The sequence below is a fragment of the Bartonella sp. AP88HLJMH genome (genome assembly GCF_042195605.1).
GTDB lineage: Bacteria > Pseudomonadota > Alphaproteobacteria > Rhizobiales > Rhizobiaceae > Bartonella.
The window spans coordinates 51,974-71,367 of record NZ_JBHIOR010000010.1; the positions used below are offsets into that span (position 1 = coordinate 51,974).

Consider the following 19,394-nt stretch of genomic DNA (forward strand, 5'->3'; position numbering starts at 1 on the left):
GCTTAGTTCGAGAGATTCATAAAGCCTATATCCCAATAAATTTTCCACCCAATCCACCTTTTAAAAGGGCGGCTTTATATAAACCGTTAGAGCAAGCTATGAAATCCTTAGGTGTATTAGAAATAATTGACGGTTGTTACCTCAGACCAATGTTGATTGACTTTTACTCGTACATATACGCAAGCGGTGCTACTCTTTTCTTAGATAGAAAGGACATAATCGTTACCATCTGACCTATTATTGTTTGAAAATAAAGAAAAAGTATCAGTGCAACTGATGATATTGAAGAGCTATCTCATTATGTAGCTGTACCTAATTACGGCATTGGGAAGCTAGACACGCAATCACCCATTTCTGCGTGCCTTCTGCATGATATTCATAAGATTTTATTACGCGGTAAACGCGGTACGTCCAAAAGCCTTAGCGAATTTCGCAAAGCACAAAATTAGCTTGGCGGTACGCAACTAAAGACAGCGTCATTCGTGCCGCCCACTCTTACCACAGCCCCCACTCTCTCTACCACCATCCCCGCTTAGAATCGCGCCAACTCATCACCGGTGCCTCGTTAAACACCACACCAGTCTCAAGAGCGGTAAAATACGCCTTGCCGCATTTAATCTTCAGCATTTCTTTAAGGCGCAAATCAAACTCGCTATTCGTTCCTTTTGTTTCCAGTACAAAATAAAGCTTTTGCGCGCCATCTCACTCTAAAAAACTACCCAATCAGACGTATAAGAACCAATGGGAGTGGCTATTTTAAAACTTCTTGGCAGTTTAAAAAACAATCTTACATCAGAGTCATTATCGAGATTTTGCGCAAACTCTTTCTCAATACGGCTCTCACAAATCTCATGATCATAAACACTTTTCTCATTGACCACCGTCGGCCCTATGATCGCCTTTTCCGACCTAATTTTACAGATGTAGAATCAATCTTATTGTGATGCGCACATCCAGAGATTATTTTATCCTCTGCATTAGAACCAAAAACATGAACAATACGCAGAGGCTTCGGTAAGAAGGCCAACCGCTCAATCTCAACCTACACGAAAATGCATGTGCAGGCGAATGCCCTCCATAATATGCAATATTTCAAGCCCGTCCATAGGGGTCCCCCTTTTAAAAATTGTACCTATGGCTTATAATAATCTCCAAAATATACATTTAGCCCTTGTCTGAAATAGCTCAATTTTGGATTGATGAGAACGAAAACGCGCTGCGATAATTACGTTGTTCAGCCCTTATGACCGGCAAAGGGCGCCAATATTCCTGTACCACCAACGACTAACTAACGGTATTTCTTATCATTTTTGATCATATCCTCCACCCTTATTGTACATTTTATCAGCAAGATGTGCGCAGCAAGCCCGTACATTTACGCTGCTAAGTCTCCGTGTACAGTTTTCATTCTCAAACGCAAAATCATCTTTAGCCGAAGCAACTTGATATTGCAGAGCTTGTCCATAAAGCGTATGCGCAACTGGTACCAAATATACACAGGGCAGTACGCATTTTGGGTTATATTGTCATGAGAGAGATGACCAAAAACTTTATCCCAAAAGCATTATACTCTAAATTATCAAGAGCATTCTTCAATCCCCCTGAATAAGACCCGTGATAAACAGGGCTTGCAAGAATAACATCGTTAGCGTCTGCGATTGTTTTGACAAATGCATGCGTTTTAGCATCACAATGGTAATGACTTATAAAAACAACAACTTTTTTAAATGCCTCCTCAACGGCGTATGAATATAAGCACGTTTTTTCTCGTCATTTTTTAAGGTATTAAACTCTTCCAATCTACCGAACTTACTCTTAAATTGTAGCCGAATGATTTTACTAAACCCATATTATTTTAAAAACTCAACAAATAATATTGAGGCTACAATCAAAGACACTTCTTTTCAATATTAAGCAAATTTTGTAACCTATATTGTTATCTCCATAGAAGTAAAAACAGCCTCTATGGATGGTGAGTAGCTAAGCCTTCACAGCTAGTGCTTTACAAGCGCTTTTATAACACTCACTCTGCCCCAAACATAGGATTGCATTTTATTAAATAACCCACGCGCATATAATTAAAGAGAGAAACGATTAAGCTTGCACCAATCATGCCAAGCCAATAGCCAATAAAGTCATATTCAAAAAAATGCGCCATTAGCGCTCCCCCAAATAGGCCTAACCCCCAATAACTTATTGCTACAACAATTGTTGACCAAAACGTATCAAGCAAGCCCACAAGTATGCCATTGAGCATAGCTCCTAAAGTGCCAAAAGCAAAAGACAATAAAATGAACGGAAGCAACTTCCAAGAGAAAACAACAACGCGTTCTGAAGAAATATTAAAGATGGTTGTAAGGATGAATCCATAAGAGAGATAAACAATCCCTGATAAAAACAAGACATAAGCTACAGCAAAAACTGTGACACTCATACGCAATTGTTTTAGAGCCATATTATTCCTATCTGCTCTATACCACGCTGCTATTGTCGCGGCTGCGCTGGAAATCCCCAAAGCCACCACAGAAATAAGCATATCGAGACGCATCCCTATCGTATGCGCGGCCAAAGATTCGACCCCATAAACCGTAATCATGAATGCAATGAACGAAGGAAAGCCCTCCGCAATAAGAATACGTACACCAATGGGTAGCCCTACTCGCAGCAATTTTATTATTCGTGAAATCTCTAACTTTGGTCTCAAATAATTAAAGCGAAAAGAATGAAAAGCAGAATTGCGGGACAAAATTATTGCTGCTGCAATAACAATTAAAATACGGATCAAACTGCTCGCAATTCCTGCACCAAAGACACCTAATCCGCTTGCAGAACCTATACCAAAAATAAGCGGCCAAGAGATAAGAAAATTCACAAGGATAGCCGCAAGCATAACCCAAGTTAAGGGCTGTGGATTACCAATTGCTGACAGCAATCCTCGGCTATTCACATAAAGATAAAAAAACACCACTCCTATAGCAGCGCCACTATTATATTCCTGTGCTATATTGGCAATTGTCTCATCTTGGCCGAGAAGACACAAAATATTCCTCGTATTGAGTAAAATGATTGCACTCATCATTCCAATCACAAGGGAAAGCCATATTCCTTGATCAAACCATGCCTTTAATGCATATCTATCTTGTCTGCGAAAACTTTCCGCAAGTTTTGGTGCAACCGCGGTAATAATACCTAGCCCAAACAACATAACAAAACTAAATATACTCAGAGCTAACATTGTACCACTCAAGGCTTGCACGCCTAAATGCGCTACAAGCGCTGCATCTGTGAAGGAAATCATCATCTGAGAGATCAACCCAACAGCCAGTGGCATGCCAAGAGAGAGCAATTGCTTCATCACAACAAACATTGTGAAATACCCTTCCATATTGAAGGGCATATTAAGCTCGGATCTTTTAAACAAAACACATTGATTTTTTCCGTAAAGTCTTTCCATCACAAGTCTTGTGTAAAGGATGCATAATGAGAACGCATTAAGGTAAGAGGAGATGCCCAGTTCTTAAAAAAGAAGCGCAATGCCCCTTTATTGGTTTTTTGGACTTTATGCCATGCGTTTTTTTTGTACAATATTATGCCCCCAAGCAACTACAGTCATTGATAAAAGATCCTCAGCGAGCCGTTTGTTCGTCTTGTATATCCATTTTCAGTATTTTCAATAAAATTTTTTGGTACGGTTGGTGGGATTTGAACCTACGACCTCTGGTGCCACAAACCAGCGCTCTAACCAACTGAGCTACAACCGCATAAAATCAAATGTATCATAACTGTTCACGATTTCGTAAACATTTATTCTTTGCTTATGTGACATAAGGAAGATCAACAAAGTTTGCAAGCCCCTTTAAAAAAATCTCGCAATTTTTTGTGAAGAAAAAAGCGTTTTTTACAAAGGAAATTTTGCCCAATGCTCAATACTATGATCACGATAGCCTTTTATGTTATCAACTCCATCTTGTTGCATCATCTGCAAAATCTCTTGCAGAATAGTTATGACAAGATCTGGACCTTCATAAACCATCCCACTGTATAATTGAATCAAATCTGCACCAGCTTTTACTTTTTCCAAAGCAGTCTGTGCATCCTTTATACCGCCAACGCCAATAATTGCAATCTCCTTCCCTAATTTTTGACGCATTTTTGCAAGCATAATAGTAGAACGCTCAAAGAGTGGACGTCCAGAAAGCCCACCCTCTTCATTACGGAAGTGACTATTACTAAGACCTTGGCGTGAAAGAGTTGTGTTAGAAACAATCAGCCCATTAAAATCAGAAAGTTTTATTTCTTCAGCAACATCATCTAATTCTTTCTCTGATAAATCGGGGGCAATTTTTAAAAAAATGGGAATGGAGAATCCATGCTTGTTCTCTTGCTCATTTCGCGCTTGCGAAATTGCACTCAACAAAAGATGCAAACTGTCACGGGCCTGTAAATCACGTAAACCTGGTGTATTAGGAGAAGAAATATTAACCGTAAAATAATCAGCAACATCATAAAAATGAGCAATACCAACAGTATAATCATCAATCTTATCGACCGTATCCTTATTGGCTCCAATGTTGACTCCTATAACACCAGTTTTTTTACACGCATGCAATCTATTGTAAACAACTTGATGTCCGTCATTATTAAAGCCCATTCTATTAATAATCGCTTCATCTTCTTTTAAACGAAAAAGCCGTGGTTTAGGATTTCCAATCTGAGGCTTTGGTGTCACTGTCCCAATTTCAGTAAAACCAAATCCTAACCGAAAAATACCATCTACAACCTCTGCATTTTTATCAAACCCCGCTGCAAGACCAATAAAATTTTCAAACTCAAGACCAGCAACAGTTACACACAAACGTTTGTCGATAACCTTTTGACAACCATTTAATCCACTTTTCAGCCCAAGAATCGCTAAACCGTGTGCTTGCTCTGGATCCAACATAAATAAGGCAGAACGGCCAATACAACGAAAAAAACTCATCAATTCTTCTCCACAACATAAAAATGATCCATCGCACCTCACCTCTACCTTTTAACACAAAAGATTTCCAATCAAAGCAAGCATATTATCCCAATAATATTCCCCTTCTAGAAGAAAACTCATCACATAATAGCCATACATGTTTATATTGGTTATACTATGTAAAGAACTTTTTATTCTTAAAAAATGTTTCTCTTTTTCGACATTTTTTAAAGATTAAAATATGAATCCTAATCTTATAAAATTCAGCATGAATTGGAACATCAATGGCTCTTACCATAGTCATGGTTTTATGACGTCTTATGCAGGCACGCTCATAATTTTCTTAAAAATGCAGGCAAATTATCTCTATTCCCAAAGTTCCTTTGTGTAATATTGTTTTCAATAGAAACAAAGCTTGTTCTATAAAGCTATTTTTTCCTAGCATTTACAGGATACATGGTTCATAAAATCATCTAAATTCATACTATTGTTGCACTATTTAGAGCAACAGAATGTTCAATCAATTTGTACTCTATTGATAATCTGCGTTGTTTTCTTTGCCATTTCTGATGTATTAAATACAATTTTGCATCTATTAAGTGCTCTGCCTAACATATATTTTAAGTAATGACAGTTGATTATTGAACTCAAACATCATACCAACGACTTCCAAACCAAAATGATCTTGCAAACCCTAGAGCTCTGCTATTTATAAACTGATACAATCTTCCAGCAGATGAAATGTGTTTCTTCCATCCGAATTATCGCCATTTTAGCTCATGCAACCCAATACAAATAGCTTTTAGATAAGCCATAATGCCCTCCTAATTGCTATTATCGCTTACTGAATTAAGAGGAATTAAATTATAAGTTTTACTTCTGTCTCATTTATCTATTTCTTCTATCAGCGCTGAAATATATTTTTTATTCCTAAATTTTCTTTTTATAATAAAATGTTATGCCAATATATGTACTTCATTTGAGAAGCTTTCTGATAGCTCAGCTTTCAACACTGCCCATTTTGTGGTATTGTGTAAAAATCTCTCTTTTTAATGTTATCATAAAGATCTTGAGGCAATTATATAAATTAAGCTACAGTTTTCTACTTTCTGTTGAAAAAGCAGCTATAGTTTTTATCAAAAAAGCTTTTTTCTAGGAAGTATTCTATGTACATTCAAATAGAGCCCTAAAGCCCTTTATTAAACCTTATAAAGTTCTTTGAAAATAATATTAATATCGTAATATAATCCTAAAAATAAAATCTGCCCTTTCCTTTTTCATCAAAAGCGGTAAGTAAATTACCGTATATCGCTTATATAAAGGGGAAAATGCAATGCTTAAAGAATTCAAAGAATTTGCCCTAAAAGGTAATATGATTGATCTTGCTATCGGTGTGATTATAGGGGGTGCTTTTGGTAGCTTGGTCAACTCAATTGTCAATGATATTTTTATGCCAATCATTGGGCTGATTACAGGTGGGATTGATTTTTCTAATATGTTTATTCAACTTGCTGGCGAAAAACAAGCAACATTGAGTGCCGCCAAAGCAGCTGGAGCAACCATTAGCTATGGACACTTTATTACTTTACTTATCAATTTTCTCATTATTGCTTGGGTTCTTTTTTTATTCGTTAAGGCTATGAATAAAATTCGTAGAAAAGAAGAAGAAAGCCCCCAAAAAACGTCTTCAGAAGAACAACTTTTAACAGAAATTAGAGATCTTTTGGCTAAGAAAAAATAATTTTATGCCAGATTTACATCATGGAACACGAGGAAAAAACATTTCCACAGTTGTTCCATGATTGGGTTTTGAGAACAGTAAAAATTGTCCCCCTCTTTCTTCCACCATTGCTTTACACATTGGGAGGCCTAAACCTGTTCCCATAAAAGCGCTATCACCAGATCGTCCATCTTTGCGCTCTACTTGACCATAAGGTTGCAGTGCCTGTATAATCTCTTCTTCGTTCATCCCTATACCATTATCACTCACTGAAATTTTTACACGTTCTTTTCTATAAGAAACGTGAACAATAATCTGTCCACCCAAAGGTGTAAAACGAATAGCATTGGAAAGAAGATTCCATATAATCTGGCGAAACACTTGTTGTGATACAGGAATAAATGGAACGTGAGGTGGAGCAACAATACGCATGATAATGCCGTTCTGATTGGCTTGAGTTTCAAGAAAAGCTATCGTCGCACGTAAACAAGATATTACATCAAATGTTTCAGAAATAAGGGAAGAATCAATCTGGTTATCGGAACCAGAATAATTTATCTTCGAGCACTCTAGTAATTGATTAATCAGCAATAATATATGTTTTCCAGAGGAAATAATATCGCGTAAATATCCATGATAGCGCTCATTTTCTATCGAACCAAAACGGCCTTCTCTCATAATTTCTGCAAAACCAATAAGAGCATTCAAAGGTGTTCGTATTTCATGAACAACTCCAACGATTTTATCCTCTTCTGCTTTTTTTTCTCCTGATGGAACTGTTTGTGTCCTATCACGCAACATAACAGCATAATTGCCTTGCTTTGCCAAAAATACAATCGTTATCAAAACGGTTATATTTTTATGATTTTTTGTCATTAAATCAGCGGTTTCACTGCGATTTAAAACCTGATTTTTTTCCTCCATACGGATTGATTTAAAATACTTTTCAACCAAAAGTCGGCTTTGCAAAGTAAATAATGAAGAGAATGGTTGTCCTCGTAGTTCATTTATTTCATAACCCATTAATGCTAAGGCTGCCCTACTCGCTGATTGAACAAAGCCCTCTTCATCCAACCATAAAACACCATCTGTTGCTGTATCCAACAATGATAAAACTGCAGCGGGCTCTTTTACGAGAGCTTGTTCTATAGCATTTACCGGCAATGTTTGTGCATATGGTAACTGAATAGCTGTTTCTTCAACTAAATTTTCTTCTTTTACCGATGAATTCAATTCATCACGCAATTGCTCTGCAATTTCACGAAAAGCTGAGCGTTCTATCTCCGTAAGACATGGCATTTCTGTTTCTAGCTTTTCATTTCTTTTTTCTTGGACTTTTTTTTGTATTTTTAAAACACCAAAGCCACGAAACCCCTTAAGCTGCTTTTTAACATCAAAAATTGGCAAAGCCGACAATTCAACATCAAGCCATTGTAAGCAACCATCAACAGGCCATTGAACAATCTCTTTACTCCAAGGCATAGCCGCTTCAATAAAACGACTGAGAACCAGATATCGATCATCATTAAATTGATGAGCAAGCTCATGAAAACTACACCCTAAAATAGAAGAAGAGAGAGGACCAACAACTTCAGCTAGCTCTTTTGAGACTTCACAAAACAAACCATTGTGATCGATTTCCCACGTAAAAGGCCGTGGCAAAAGCTCTGGTGTAAAACGAAAAGCTTCTTGCTGACATTTTAATTCATTTGTATTTAACTTTAACTCATCTGCTTTTAATGGCATAACTAAAACTAAAAAGTGTTGAATTTACTCTCAAATGAATAATGCTAATTTGTTTACAATTATCTATTCTGGTTAAAATAACTTGATATCTCATATCAATTGTCTGTAGCAAAATTTTGACTGTTTCATCAACAAAACAAGAATAAAAAGAAGCTTCCAGCTCTTGTTGCTTATTCACCCATTATTGTAATAAATCTTGTTACAATAATGGTAACATCTCCCTCGCATAAATAGTACTCAAAAAGAATACACTTATTTTACACATTCATGCGCCTTTTTTGAAAAGATATCTCCCAAGATCCCCAAGCTTATTTTACGACGTCATCTGTAAATGGTGTAATGTAAAAGTCCCTATAGAGGATATCAAGGCATTGTGCATTACCATTTTTATACTTATAAAAGAGCTGATTAGCACCATCATTATACTAATTTCAGCCCCTAATGTTACCAATAGTTCTCGGCATTTGAAGGCGTTCATAAGCAGCCTTTTTATTTTTTAACTTTTTTACTCCTACATTATTATGATACGCAAGAAAATGGTTTTAATTGTTTCAACAGAAACAGATTTGAAATGAGAAAATCTTACAATGTTTGAGACTTTTATTCACTGTGAATAATGATAAATTACTATAAATCAATATACTGCATTATCAAAATCTCTTTTTCAAATAAAGCTTCTCGTAAGAACATCTTTCTTGAGCCAATAATATCAAATGATAATAAATTCAGCGTGACGCTTTAAAGTATCCTATGCAACAGAACTTGCATATTGGGCATTTTTCTTATGATGCTTCTCAATAATCTCCCAAAGATCTTTCTTTCATTAGAATCGCTACAAAAGAAAAAACAAAAAATACGCCACCGCACTATTTTATTAAAAATTTTCTCTGTAAAAAAGAGAACACAAATTATCTGTCTTCATATAAAGATTTGTTTAATTTCTTTATATTCCAGATCATTTAGAAATGTTAAAATATCTCATAACCTCCTTTGATATCAGCTTGTTTACCTCATCAGAAGTCTTAATACAAAAGATCGCTTTTGCTTTATTACTCTCCATTTAAATTTTTAATATTATATAAAAAAATAAAACAAGCACATTTAAATAATAACTGTCAGATATTTAAAAAATTGCATATTTTTAAATGCGTTTGTTTATTTTCCTTCATTGAGTAAAATTTCACGTTTTCCAACATGATTAGCGGCTCCAACAATGCCTTTTTCTTCCATTCGCTCGACGAGAGAAGCTGCTTTATTATAGCCGATTGAAAGTCGGCGCTGAATATAAGATGTTGAACATTTTTTATCACGCATAACAATTTTTACAGCTTGGTTATAAAGTTCCTCACCCTCTTCATCAAAATTTTCTTCCTCAGAAATTTCAGCAGCTGAATCAGCAGAAGTATCCTCTTTGTTATCGTCTTCATTATCTGTTACCGTTGCTAAATAATCAGGTTTTCCTTGCATTTTAAGATGTGCAACGATGGATTCAACTTCTTCATCTGAGACAAAAGGTCCATGAACGCGCACAATGCGTCCACCACCTGCCATATGAAGCATATCCCCCTGACCTAAAAGCGTTTCAGCACCTTGTTCACCCAAGATCGTACGACTATCAATTTTTGACGTTACTTGAAAAGAAATGCGGGTAGGAAAGTTTGCTTTAATTGTACCGGTGATAACATCAACAGAAGGACGTTGCGTTGCCATAATAAGATGAATACCTGCCGCACGCGCCATTTGCGCTAAGCGCTGAATGGCATTCTCTATTTCTTTTCCTGCCACCATCATAAGATCAGCCATCTCATCAACAATCACAACAATATAAGGAAGCTGCGTGAGATCCATGGCTTCTTCATGATAAAGCATTTCCCCTGTTTCCTTATCAAAACCCGACTGAACAGTACACATGATCGTTTCGCCTTTTTGAGCCGCAAGTGCAACGCGTGCATTAAAACCATCAATATTACGCACACCCAACTTAGCCATTTTGCGATAACGTTCTTCCATTTCACGAACAGCCCATTTTAAAGCTGTTACCGCTTTTTTGGGATCTGTTACAACAGGTGTTAAAAGATGTGGTATGCCATCATAAACAGAGAGCTCTAACATTTTAGGATCAACCATGATCAAACGACATTGCTTTGGTGTCATACGATAAAGAATCGACAAAATCATTGTATTAATTGCAACAGACTTGCCTGATCCTGTTGTTCCTGCAACCAATAAATGAGGCATTTTTGCTAATTCTGCAATGACCGGTTCACCATTAATCCCCTTCCCCAAAGCAAGAGCAAGTTTAAATTCACTTTCACGAAAAGAACGTGTTTGGATTAATTCCCGTAAATAAACGGTTTCACGAACCGCATTGGGTAACTCAATCCCGATAACATTACGTCCAGGAATTACAGCAACGCGTGTAGAAATAGCAGACATAGAACGCGCAATATCATCAGAAAGATTAATAACGCGCGATGACTTTACGCCCGCGGCGGGTTCAAATTCATACATTGTTACCACAGGCCCTGGATGAACATGGATAACTTCACCCTTAATGCCAAAATCTTCCAAAACACTTTCCAAAAGTCCAGCACCACGTTCTAATGTTTCTTGAGGAATCATCGTACCTTCATGAAAAACAGGTTCCTGTAATAAGTTGATCGGAGGAAATTCATAAACATCACAGTCAATAGATTGAATATTTTGCATAAAAGCAGAATCATAATTACCTAATGGCATACGAGTAGATTGCAATGTTTTAGTTTTACTGTTTGCTTGCATCACAGAAAAATCTTTTGAATTCTTTTTGACGGTTTTGTTTATACAATCAACAGTATTATTGGCGACAATATTATTGGTATTTTCAGTCTCTATACTAGCTCCTGCATCACTTAACGCCCCTGTATTACTTAACGTATGAGCAGAATCTTCAACAGAAAGCTTAGAATGACACTCTTTAGTAGTATCATTATTTGTATGCATTAAATCAGAAATTTTCTCAACACCTCGCATCCTTTCCGCTGGAGATTCTGATGTAATTGAATCATAGAGTTGTGGAAAGCGGTATTCAAGAACACGGTAAAGAGCAGTTATTGACTCATCAAAGGCTGTGGGAATATCCGGTGTGAGTTCATTTGTCGTGTCAAGTGATGTTCCATCCTCTTTTGAAGTTTGAGTCTCCACATGTTCAAATATCAAAGATTCACACTCAAAAAATGCATCATCGGAAAGATGCAAAGCAGGTTTTATTTTTTGTAGCACATTTTCCACTTGTAATTTACGTTCTTGTTTATCCTCCTCAAGTGGAATATTTGCTGACGGCATACGAGTAGTTTGACGTGACAACTGCTTCAAAACCGTTGAATGACAAACTGATGTTTTATTCTCTATTGATTGAGGATTAATGACTTTTTTTGTCGAAAGAATATTTGTTGTTTTCTTGTTACAACGTACAATATCTGTATCTGTAATTTTTTTTTGATCTTGCTTCGTAAAAATTTTAAACTGTTTTGCAAAAACTGGATCTGTTTCTATACGACGACGCAAAATCTCAACTTCTGGGGTTCTCGTGAAACGGACGTTTTTTCCGAGGGCAAATGCCTTTTTCCACACTTCCGGATAAGGAAATATCTCAGTAATCTTAACAGATAAATCTTCTCTTGATGCACCTTTTGTACCATCATCAGAAAAAGAAGACGTAGAAATAGATTTTGTTTTCGAATTATGCATGGCACCCAACAAATTTATAGCAATGAGAAAAATAACCTTTTCAAAAAGAATTCGTAGAAACTATCATACGAAGGTTAATAACCTTTTGCTGATGGTTACTTTTTAATGAAAAAAATAATGCCATAATGCATATTCATAATCTGCCTTTTGCATATTTACGATATAAATTGCTCAGTTTATGGTGTCATAGAGCTCGTATTTCATTTGTTTTGAAGAAAACTTCATGATAAAAAAGCTTCAAGAAAATTGTCTATGCCTCTCTTTCTCTCCCTTTGCATAAGAGAAACTAGTCTCAATAATACAATGAGCATTGCTCTATTGAATTCTCCATGCTCAATTATCACGATATAATCTAATTTCTCGCGTTTTTATAAGATTACCCTTGTTATCCTCGTTTAAAAAGGCTTAGACTAAGACAATCATAATTACATAAATACAAATAGAAAAAAGGGAGTGAATTATGTTTAATAAACGGAAATTTTATATCAATGGTCTATGGGATGAGCCAAGCATTCCTCACGATTTTGACGTCATTAATCCATCAACAGAGGAGGCTTGTGCTGTCATTAGCCTTGGAAGTACAAAAGATGCCGATAAAGCAATTAATGCGGCTAAAGAAGCGTTTCAAAAATGGAAAACAACGTCACCAAATGAGCGTCTTGGATTTGTTGAAAAAATTCTAGAGATCTACGAAAAACGTTCCAAAGACATGGCAAAAACCATTTCAATGGAAATGGGAGCACCAATTGATATGGCGCTTAATGCGCAAACTGCAACCGGAAGTTCCCATATCCGCAATTTTATCGAAGCTTATAAAGAGTTTTCGTTCCAAGAAACTTTAATAAAAGGAAATGAGCAAGCAATCCTTCACTACGATCCTATCGGCGTCGTAGGATTAATTACGCCATGGAATTGGCCCATGAATCAAGTAACTCTTAAAGTTATTCCTGCTCTCTTGGCTGGCTGTACCATGGTGTTAAAGCCCTCTGAAATTGCGCCTCTTTCTGCTATGCTTTTTGCTGAATTTTTAGATGAAGCCGCACTTCCAGCCGGTGTTTTTAATTTAATCAATGGTGATGGTGCGACTGTCGGCTCTTACCTCTCTGCACATCCAGATTTAGAAATGATCAGCTTTACTGGTTCAACTAGAGCAGGAAAAGATATTTCTAAAAATGCCAGCGCTACTTTAAAAAGAGTCTGTCTGGAACTTGGTGGAAAAGGAGCGAATATTATCTTTGCTGATGCCGACTCAGATGCTATTCAACGTGGTGCACGACATTGCTTTTATAATAGTGGACAAAGTTGTAATGCACCGACTCGTATGCTTGTGGAACAGAGCATCTATGACAAAGCCGTGAAAATAGCCAAGGATATTGCAGAAACAACAAAAGTAGGACCAAACTGCCAAGAAGGAAATCATATTGGGCCCGTTGTTTCAAAAAAACAATATGATAAAATTCAAGATCTTATCCAATCGGGAATTGATGAAGGTGCAACTCTTGTTGCAGGCGGGACTGGTTTACCAAAAGGAATGGAACGCGGTTATTATGTCCGTCCAACAGTCTTTGCTGATGTAAAACCTCATATGCGTATTTTTAAAGAAGAAATCTTTGGTCCAGTTCTCTCGATTCTTTCTTTTAGTACAGAAGAAGAAGCCGTCGCTTTAGCGAATGAGACTGAGTATGGTCTTACAAACTATATTCAATCACAAGATCGCAACAAATATCGTCGTATTGCGGCACAAGTACGCTCTGGTATGGTAGAAGTTAATGGACATGGATTACCCAGTGGAAGCTACTTTGGAGGTGTAAAATTTTCTGGGCGCGCTCGTGAAGGAGGACATTGGGGAATTAAAGAATTTCTCGATAGTAAAGCAATTTCGTACTGGTAAAATCTTATTAAAAACTTAATAGGAATCGTATGGTAATACAGAAAATAACGGATGAAGGTGCTCTTGGGCAACGTCTTGATCAGTGGCTCGCAAAACAATATCATGATGTGCTCTCACGTTCGCGTTTGCAAACCCTCATCCGTGAAGGCTGTCTTAAAATTGATGGTCAATTCATAAAGGAACCAAAAACAAAATTAAAACCTAACCAAATAATTGAATTGGAAATGCCGGACCTTCGTGATGCAGAACCTAGCGCTGAAGCCATTGCATTGGACATTCTTTTTGAAGATGATCATATCATTGTTATTAACAAACCAGCTGGTCTTGTTGTTCATCCTGGGAATGGAAATTGGACCGGTACATTGGTTAATGCCCTTATTTACCACTGTGGGAATAGTTTATCTGGTATAGGTGGTGTTAAACGCCCTGGTATTGTCCATCGTCTTGATAAAAATACAAGCGGTGTTATGGTTGTTGCAAAAAATGATCTAGCTCATAAAAGTCTCAGTGCTCAATTTTCTGATCATGGACGTACCTGCGCATTAGATCGACGCTACCATGCCTTGATTTGGGGAACACCTCAGCGCAATGTCTGGACAATTGATGCATCACTTGGCCGTTCGCCCTATAACCGGACAAAGCAAGCTGTCATCCATAACCAAAACCCTTATGCTCGTCATGCTGTTACACATGTTTCTCTGCTTGAAAAATATGGCTCTCATGCAGACTCAACATCTTTTGCTAGCCTTCTGGAATGTCGCTTGGAAACTGGACGCACCCATCAAATCCGTGTTCATATGACTCATATAGGGCATCCACTCATAGGCGATACAGTTTATGGAAACGCTTTTAAAACAAAATCAAACATATTCAACCCCACTATTAGAAATGCAATCGATCAATTCAACCGACATGCACTCCATGCTGCAAGTCTTACTTTTGAACATCCTTCTACCGGTAAAGTTATGTCGTTTTCCGCACCACTGCCTCAAGATATGGCTAAACTTATTGAGCTTTTTAAAAAAATGAATTGAAACTTTTCCCCTTCTCAAGATTTCACAATAAAATATCTTTTTTTGAACAAAATTGAAAAATATGCTAGAGTGAGGTTATGAGGATAGTTAGCTATCTAAAACATAGAATTTGCCTTATCAGGGAATTCAGACAAAAGGAGGGTGCTATATGGCCCATATGAATTTATTATCAGTAATGACAGGTGATGGTGGTTTAAACCGTTACTTGGAAGAAGTGCGTCGTTTTCCAATGCTTGAGCCAAAGGAAGAGTATATGTTAGCTCAGCGTTACCGTGAGCATAATGATCTAAAAGCTGCGCATAGGCTAGTAACCAGCCATTTGCGTCTCGTAGCTAAAATCGCGATGGGATATCGGGGCTACGGACTTCCCATTGGGGAAGTCATTTCAGAAGGCAATGTTGGACTCATGCAAGCTGTTAAACGTTTCGAACCAGAGCGGGGTTTTCGTCTTGCAACCTATGCAATATGGTGGATTAAAGCGTCAATCCAAGAATATGTATTGCGCTCTTGGAGTTTGGTGAAAATGGGGACAACAGCTAATCAAAAGCGTTTGTTTTTCAACCTTCGTAAGTTAAAAAGTAAACTTCAAGCACTTGATAGTGGTGATCTCAATGCAGAACAAGTGAAAGAAATTGCAACCCAGTTGAATGTCACAGAAGATGAAGTTGTATCAATGAATCGTAGGCTTGGTGGTGACACTTCACTCAACGCACCAATTCGAACAAAAGAAGGGGAAAACAGTGAGTTGCAAGATTGGTTGGTGGATGAATCTAACGATCAAGAACAAATTTTGATTGAAAAAAGTGAATTAGAAAATCGCCGTTCCATGCTCATAAATGCCATGGACAATCTCAATGAACGCGAAAAGCGTATATTTAAAGCGCGTCGTTTAAACGATGTACCACTAACCCTAGAAGAACTCTCTGGCGAATTTAATATTAGTCGAGAACGAGTAAGACAAATTGAAATGCGTGCATTTGAAAAAGTGCAAAACTCTATCAAAGATTCTACTTTATCTCAAAGTCAAGTATAAAACCTAGAGTTAAGTATAAAGCCAATGGTTTGCACATTCTTTAAATGTGAAAATGAAAAAAAGCATGCCTTGGCTTTATACTTGTAAATTAGCCTATCGAATTCTTTAAGTTATTGATATGTAAAGCTTTTTGAATATATTTGGTATATAATTGATAAAGACGGTCGTAGAAAATTCTTCACAGCCGTTTATTTTTTTGCATCTATGTTTTATTTTTTTGACCAAGAACTGTTAACTTATCTTGTTGTGCAAGCCATTGTCCAATAACTTCATTAAAAATAGACTTACCTGTTGGTCCTTTTGCAAAGGTTAATTCACTTATACGCCCGTTTTTATCCGTTAACACCAAACGCATCCAATCTAATTCTCGCATCAATTGTAAATTTCGATCAAGAAATGGATGATTTCCACTCAATGCGACAAGAAAAAAGTCATCGTTAATCTTTGCAGCAATGGTTCTTGTTAAAGCCTGTCCAATGGATTGTTCACTTGCTTTAAAGGTTAATGCTTGAACATTGCTTATAGCTTTACCTGAAAATTTATCAGAAAGAATAAAAACAAGGTCCATAATATATGCAGCAGGAAATGACTGATCGGTATTACGACGTAAAATTAACCGTAATGATACCCCTTCATCAGGAATTGTTATATCACCTTGTATAGTTGTTTCTTCTGGAGCCCCCTTCACTTGAGATTCTTTTATAAGCGTCCAGCGAGCACTTCCCGTTGCTATCTTTTCTGCATCATAATTTGTACGTGCTTGATAGAAAACAGCTTCACCTGATTTTTCAAGCGATTGCAAATTGCTATCAACAACTGTTGAGAGTACTTCTTCATCCGAAGAATCTATCGCTTGTTTTAAACCAACATCAATTTCACTTCCATCCTCTAATAAGCGTTGTGTTAACTTTCTCTTAATTGGAAAAGCCTTTGGTACTCTGTGAGAAGCTTGAAGATTTTCTTCTAAAAACTGATGATCATTTGATACAAATACACGCTCACCAACAAAAAAAATACCAACAAGTAAAACAATAAAACTAACAACAGAAACAGCGCTTATCACAATACGCCTTTGCACTAACGATTTATTAGCACGACGTAAAGCCTGAGAAAAAATGTGCGAAACAATATGCGGATTATCTTCCTGCGAAGGAGAAATCTTTAACACACTGCTATTAACATGCTGAGAAGGCACATCAGCCTCCATATTAACAGGCTCTGCATCTGGTATATCTGATACACAAAGCTCAACAAATACCTTGTTATCCTTTGAACGTGTAACAAAATCTTGCTTTCTTTTTATGTTTACCTCTGACAATTCATTATTCTTTGGTAATATAGTTTTTTTTGTAACTTTCTTATCTTCATTTATATTTGTGGGATTCCACCCAATAACTGAAGAGAGCCGTTTCTTTTCAACTGCTACATATTCTCCTTCAACAGTTGCAATAGAACTTTGAAGAATCTTTCTTTGTTCATCCGCTATTGCTTGTGATATTTTTGCTGTTACAAATTGATGTTCTAGTGTTTCGGTAGCCCGCTTATAAATCCGCTTACGCACTTGTGGTGTAATATTATTTTGTGCATTAATTGTCTTTTTTAAGATTCCAACGAAATCTACCATTTCCTCTATAATCTCTCTTAAACTGAGAAAAAATCAATAGTAAAGCCAAAAAACTTTATTTTAGCCTTCTAAATTGGTTGCCATTTAATATTGGTACAACTATCGCAATAATGTAAAATGAATATGAAAAATAAACAATGCTATTTTGCACCTTTCTTTTACGTGCTCTTAAAAACTTTTTTTGTAAAAAGATACAAAAACGAACAGAGAGCATATATAGAAATCTAAAAACAATAATCAATTAACAAAGGGATCCGTAATAAGAATAGTATCTTCACGCTCTGGACTTGTGGATAATAAAGCCACTTTTGTATTAATCAGTTCTTCAATATAGCGTATATATTTAATAGCCTGCACTGGTAAATCTTCCCACCTCAATGCATGTGCTGTTTCTTCCTTCCAACCTTCTAATGTTGCATAAATAGGCTTCACCCGATCCTGAGCTCCCATGGAAGAAGGTAAATAATCAATCCTTTTACCATCAAGCTCATAACCAATACAAATTTTTATTTCATCCAAACCATCTAAAACATCAAGTTTTGTCAATGCTATACCTTGAACACCGCAAATTGTTACCATCTGACGTACTAAGACAGCATCAAACCAACCACATCGACGCTTTCGACCCGTTACAACACCAAATTCATGTCCACGCACTCCCAGAAATTCACCAATATCATTTATCTGCTCTGTCGGGAACGGCCCTTCTCCAACGCGTGTAGTATAAGCTTTTGCAATACCCAAAACATAATGGATTGCATCAGGTCCCATCCCCGAACCTGTACATGCTTGCCCAGCAACTGTATTAGATGACGTTACATAAGGATAAGTTCCAAAATCATTATCGAGTAAAGCACCTTGCGCACCTTCAAAAAGAATGTGTTTCCCTCCTCGATAACCTTCATCTAAAAGACGCCACGTACAATCCATAAAGGGCAAAATTTTATCCGCAACTTGCATCAATTCATCATAAAGTGCTCGAGAATCAATCTCTGCAACACCCATCCCACGACGCAAAGCATTATGATGCCTCAAAAGCCGCTCAATCTTAGCCATAAGTGTATCTTTTTCTGCTAAATCCATCACTCGGATAGCACGACGTCCCACCTTATCTTCATAAGCCGGTCCAATACCGCGCTTTGTTGTACCAATCTTTAAACCAGATAAACCGCTTTCTCGAATTGCATCAAGATCACGATGCAAAGAAAGAATCAAAGGAGCATTTTCAGCAATACGCAAAATTTCTGGTGTGATTTTTACACCCTGATTACATAGTTTTTTTACTTCTGCAACAAAATGATGAGGGTCAACAACAACACCATTACCAATAATTGATAACTTGCCACGCACTAAACCAGACGGTAAAAGTGATAATTTATAACTGACTCCATCAACAACCAATGTGTGGCCAGCATTATGCCCCCCCTGATACCTCACCACGATATCTGCTCGCTCAGACAACCAATCTACAATTTTACCTTTGCCTTCATCACCCCATTGTGTACCGACAACAACTACATTGGCCATAACTTTCTCCGTCGTGTTTGGTCAAAAAAACCAGCATTCAAAAACAAACTCTTCTTTATAACGAAACCTTAGAGCAAGTGCGACTCCTCATTTCAGATTTTTCTCAATCTTCAAGTGATTAAATTTT

13 protein-coding genes and 1 tRNA gene are annotated in these 19,394 nt (G+C 37.0%); 4 read left to right on the top strand and 10 right to left on the bottom strand.

Annotated features, from left to right (window positions below; all coding sequences use genetic code 11):
* Positions 1 to 516: 516 nt before the first annotated feature.
* From ACFIMA_RS06130 to ACFIMA_RS06155, 6 genes are all read right to left on the bottom strand, one after another.
* A complete protein-coding gene (locus ACFIMA_RS06130; protein WP_375693212.1) occupies positions 517 to 642 on the bottom strand; it encodes a hypothetical protein in 126 nt (41 codons plus the stop codon).
* A gap of 65 nt (positions 643 to 707) precedes the next feature.
* Entirely contained in the window at positions 708 to 881 is a 174-nt protein-coding gene (locus ACFIMA_RS06135) for a hypothetical protein (protein WP_375693213.1), read from the bottom strand.
* Between the two features lie 637 nt (positions 882 to 1,518).
* Positions 1,519 to 1,707: an NADPH-dependent FMN reductase gene (locus ACFIMA_RS06140; RefSeq protein WP_375612108.1), complete on the bottom strand. Its 189-nt coding sequence runs from the start codon at positions 1,705 to 1,707 to the stop codon at positions 1,519 to 1,521.
* A gap of 316 nt (positions 1,708 to 2,023) precedes the next feature.
* The gene (locus ACFIMA_RS06145; RefSeq protein WP_375693214.1) at positions 2,024 to 3,367 is read right to left on the bottom strand and encodes an MATE family efflux transporter; all 1,344 of its coding nucleotides are present in this window, start codon (positions 3,365 to 3,367) and stop codon (positions 2,024 to 2,026) included.
* Between the two features lie 317 nt (positions 3,368 to 3,684).
* A tRNA-His gene (locus ACFIMA_RS06150) sits at positions 3,685 to 3,761 on the bottom strand.
* Between the two features lie 137 nt (positions 3,762 to 3,898).
* On the bottom strand, positions 3,899 to 4,981 hold the full coding sequence (locus tag ACFIMA_RS06155) for a quinone-dependent dihydroorotate dehydrogenase (protein WP_375613710.1): 1,083 nt from the start codon (positions 4,979 to 4,981) through the stop codon (positions 3,899 to 3,901).
* Positions 4,982 to 6,296: 1,315 nt separating this feature from the next.
* Here ACFIMA_RS06155 and mscL point away from each other — a divergent pair.
* Positions 6,297 to 6,704 carry a large conductance mechanosensitive channel protein MscL gene (gene mscL / locus ACFIMA_RS06160; RefSeq protein WP_375693215.1) on the top strand — a complete coding sequence of 136 codons (408 nt, stop codon included), beginning with the start codon at positions 6,297 to 6,299 and terminating at the stop codon, positions 6,702 to 6,704.
* Between the two features lie 18 nt (positions 6,705 to 6,722).
* Here the strand turns inward: mscL and ACFIMA_RS06165 are convergent, their stop codons facing one another.
* Together ACFIMA_RS06165 and ACFIMA_RS06170 are read right to left on the bottom strand one after the other, a co-directional pair.
* Positions 6,723 to 8,429, bottom strand: coding sequence for an ATP-binding protein (locus tag ACFIMA_RS06165; RefSeq protein ID WP_375662405.1), 1,707 nt, complete (start codon positions 8,427 to 8,429; stop codon positions 6,723 to 6,725).
* 1,155 nt (positions 8,430 to 9,584) lie between these two features.
* A complete protein-coding gene (locus tag ACFIMA_RS06170; RefSeq protein WP_375652352.1) occupies positions 9,585 to 12,158 on the bottom strand; it encodes a DNA translocase FtsK in 2,574 nt (857 codons plus the stop codon).
* A gap of 460 nt (positions 12,159 to 12,618) precedes the next feature.
* On the opposite strand from ACFIMA_RS06170, the gene ACFIMA_RS06175 reads away from it, so the two are divergent.
* The 3 genes from ACFIMA_RS06175 to rpoH all read left to right on the top strand — a co-directional run bounded on the left by ACFIMA_RS06175 (position 12,619) and on the right by rpoH (position 16,116).
* The gene (locus ACFIMA_RS06175; RefSeq protein WP_375631496.1) at positions 12,619 to 14,049 is read left to right on the top strand and encodes an aldehyde dehydrogenase family protein; all 1,431 of its coding nucleotides are present in this window, start codon (positions 12,619 to 12,621) and stop codon (positions 14,047 to 14,049) included.
* A 29-nt stretch (positions 14,050 to 14,078) separates the two neighbouring features.
* Complete coding sequence (locus ACFIMA_RS06180) at positions 14,079 to 15,083, top strand: RluA family pseudouridine synthase (RefSeq protein WP_375629611.1); 1,005 nt, start codon at positions 14,079 to 14,081, stop codon at positions 15,081 to 15,083.
* A 148-nt stretch (positions 15,084 to 15,231) separates the two neighbouring features.
* Positions 15,232 to 16,116 carry an RNA polymerase sigma factor RpoH gene (gene rpoH, locus ACFIMA_RS06185; protein WP_375618560.1) on the top strand — a complete coding sequence of 295 codons (885 nt, stop codon included), beginning with the start codon at positions 15,232 to 15,234 and terminating at the stop codon, positions 16,114 to 16,116.
* A gap of 202 nt (positions 16,117 to 16,318) precedes the next feature.
* Here rpoH and ACFIMA_RS06190 read toward each other — a convergent pair whose 3' ends face one another.
* Both ACFIMA_RS06190 and ACFIMA_RS06195 read right to left on the bottom strand, forming a co-directional pair.
* Positions 16,319 to 17,740 carry a hypothetical protein gene (locus ACFIMA_RS06190; protein ID WP_375693216.1) on the bottom strand — a complete coding sequence of 474 codons (1,422 nt, stop codon included), beginning with the start codon at positions 17,738 to 17,740 and terminating at the stop codon, positions 16,319 to 16,321.
* 237 nt (positions 17,741 to 17,977) lie between these two features.
* Entirely contained in the window at positions 17,978 to 19,267 is a 1,290-nt protein-coding gene (locus ACFIMA_RS06195) for an adenylosuccinate synthase (RefSeq protein ID WP_375613716.1), read from the bottom strand.
* Positions 19,268 to 19,394: the final 127 nt, after the last annotated feature.

What these genes read in the sequence shown, in the direction of transcription:
- mscL (WP_375693215.1), top strand. Translation starts at nt 6,297, where the DNA reads ATGCTTAAAGAATTCAAAGAATTTGCCCTAAAAGGTAATATGATTGAT.
- ACFIMA_RS06165 (WP_375662405.1), bottom strand. Translation starts at nt 8,429, where the DNA reads ATGCCATTAAAAGCAGATGAGTTAAAGTTAAATACAAATGAATTAAAA.
- rpoH (WP_375618560.1), top strand. Translation starts at nt 15,232, where the DNA reads ATGGCCCATATGAATTTATTATCAGTAATGACAGGTGATGGTGGTTTA.
- ACFIMA_RS06155 (WP_375613710.1), bottom strand. Translation starts at nt 4,981, where the DNA reads ATGAGTTTTTTTCGTTGTATTGGCCGTTCTGCCTTATTTATGTTGGAT.
- ACFIMA_RS06170 (WP_375652352.1), bottom strand. Translation starts at nt 12,158, where the DNA reads ATGCATAATTCGAAAACAAAATCTATTTCTACGTCTTCTTTTTCTGAT.
- ACFIMA_RS06190 (WP_375693216.1), bottom strand. Translation starts at nt 17,740, where the DNA reads ATGGTAGATTTCGTTGGAATCTTAAAAAAGACAATTAATGCACAAAAT.
- ACFIMA_RS06180 (WP_375629611.1), top strand. Translation starts at nt 14,079, where the DNA reads ATGGTAATACAGAAAATAACGGATGAAGGTGCTCTTGGGCAACGTCTT.
- ACFIMA_RS06175 (WP_375631496.1), top strand. Translation starts at nt 12,619, where the DNA reads ATGTTTAATAAACGGAAATTTTATATCAATGGTCTATGGGATGAGCCA.
- ACFIMA_RS06195 (WP_375613716.1), bottom strand. Translation starts at nt 19,267, where the DNA reads ATGGCCAATGTAGTTGTTGTCGGTACACAATGGGGTGATGAAGGCAAA.
- ACFIMA_RS06145 (WP_375693214.1), bottom strand. Translation starts at nt 3,367, where the DNA reads ATGTTTGTTGTGATGAAGCAATTGCTCTCTCTTGGCATGCCACTGGCT.